3 protein-coding genes are annotated in these 1,035 nt (G+C 61.5%); all 3 read right to left on the bottom strand.

Going from position 1 to position 1,035, the window contains the following annotated elements; translation table 11 throughout:
• A partial coding sequence (locus lacNas_RS03795) for a hypothetical protein (RefSeq protein ID WP_201346609.1) occupies window positions 1-307 on the bottom strand: 307 nt, incomplete at its 3' end.
• Window positions 307-552: a hypothetical protein gene (locus lacNas_RS03790; RefSeq protein ID WP_201330540.1), complete on the bottom strand. Its 246-nt coding sequence runs from the start codon at window positions 550-552 to the stop codon at window positions 307-309. The genes lacNas_RS03795 and lacNas_RS03790, both read right to left, overlap by 1 nt.
• The coding region (locus tag lacNas_RS03785; protein WP_201330539.1) for a DUF58 domain-containing protein at window positions 536-1,035 on the bottom strand (500 nt) is incomplete at its 5' end. The genes lacNas_RS03790 and lacNas_RS03785, both read right to left, overlap by 17 nt.

Raw genomic sequence — 1,035 nt, 5'->3', positions numbered from 1 at the left:
GGCTGCGCCAGACCGCGTGCTGGCGGCCGGCAGCCAGGAAGGCCAAGGCTTCGCCGGCCAAAAGAACGGCCAGCCAGGCCTCCAAGTGGCCGGCTAAAAGCAGGCGCAAGAGCAAAACCAGCGCCAGCCAGAGCCAAAGCAGCCAGAAAGCGCCTTTTTTCACCAGGCCATAGTCCAGCAAGACGGCCTGCAGGAGCATGAAGCCCAGGAAGAGACCGGTCACGTTCAGCTTGAGCGACCTGTTTAAAACCGCCAGAAGTTCCTTGCCAGTCGGCAGGTTGAAGGCAATCGCCGCCCCGGAAGCCACTAAAAGCAGCCAAAAGAGCAAGCGCCGAGAACTTTTTTATAAAATGCCCCGGCTTCCAAGATGGCTACAGCGCAGGTCACAGCTAAAAGAACCGGAAGCGGGGCAAAGGTCAGGCTGGAATTTCGCAGGGCGAAAAGCTCCGTGACCAAAAGCAGCAGCAGCAATGCCGCCCTGAGGGCAAGCTGCCGGATTCCCGCCGCTTGGCCCAGCAGACTGATTTCCAGTTTGTCAGATTTGGATTTCACCGCCATCCCCCTTTCTGAATTCGCGGATTATTTTGCCGCCCCGCCGCAAGGTCAAGTCCGTGGCCAGGACCAAGTCCCCGCCAGCGCTCTCGCTGATTGCCGGCGCGTCGTACAGGCGCTTCATGGCCTGGTCCAGATCTTCCCGCTGGCTTATGACGGCCGGCTTTAAGACCAGCTCGTCCGTGTCTGCCAGTTCAACTTCCCGGCCGCTTTCCAGGCTGGCCAGGACCAGCCCGTAGACCAGCTCATAGTAGGCCGTCAAGTCATCGCCCGCCTCGTGCGTGAAATCAAGGCGGAGCCGCAATAGCGGCCGGGACGGCTGGCCTTCGTATTCCTTGACATACAGCTGGCCAAAACGGGCGCTGCTTGGCCAGTGCACGTCCCGCAGGCGGTCGCCGGGCTGGTAGCCCCGCAGCTGCTTGACTTCCTCAAGCCCCCGCCCGCCGGCAGCAGCCAAAGCCTGCTCTCCGGCAGCCAGGCTTT

It is taken from the genome of Lactobacillus nasalidis, assembly GCF_016587775.1.
GTDB lineage: Bacteria > Bacillota > Bacilli > Lactobacillales > Lactobacillaceae > Lactobacillus > Lactobacillus nasalidis.
Note: the sequence above shows the minus strand (reverse complement) of the source record. Positions and strands in the feature narration are given on the sequence as shown.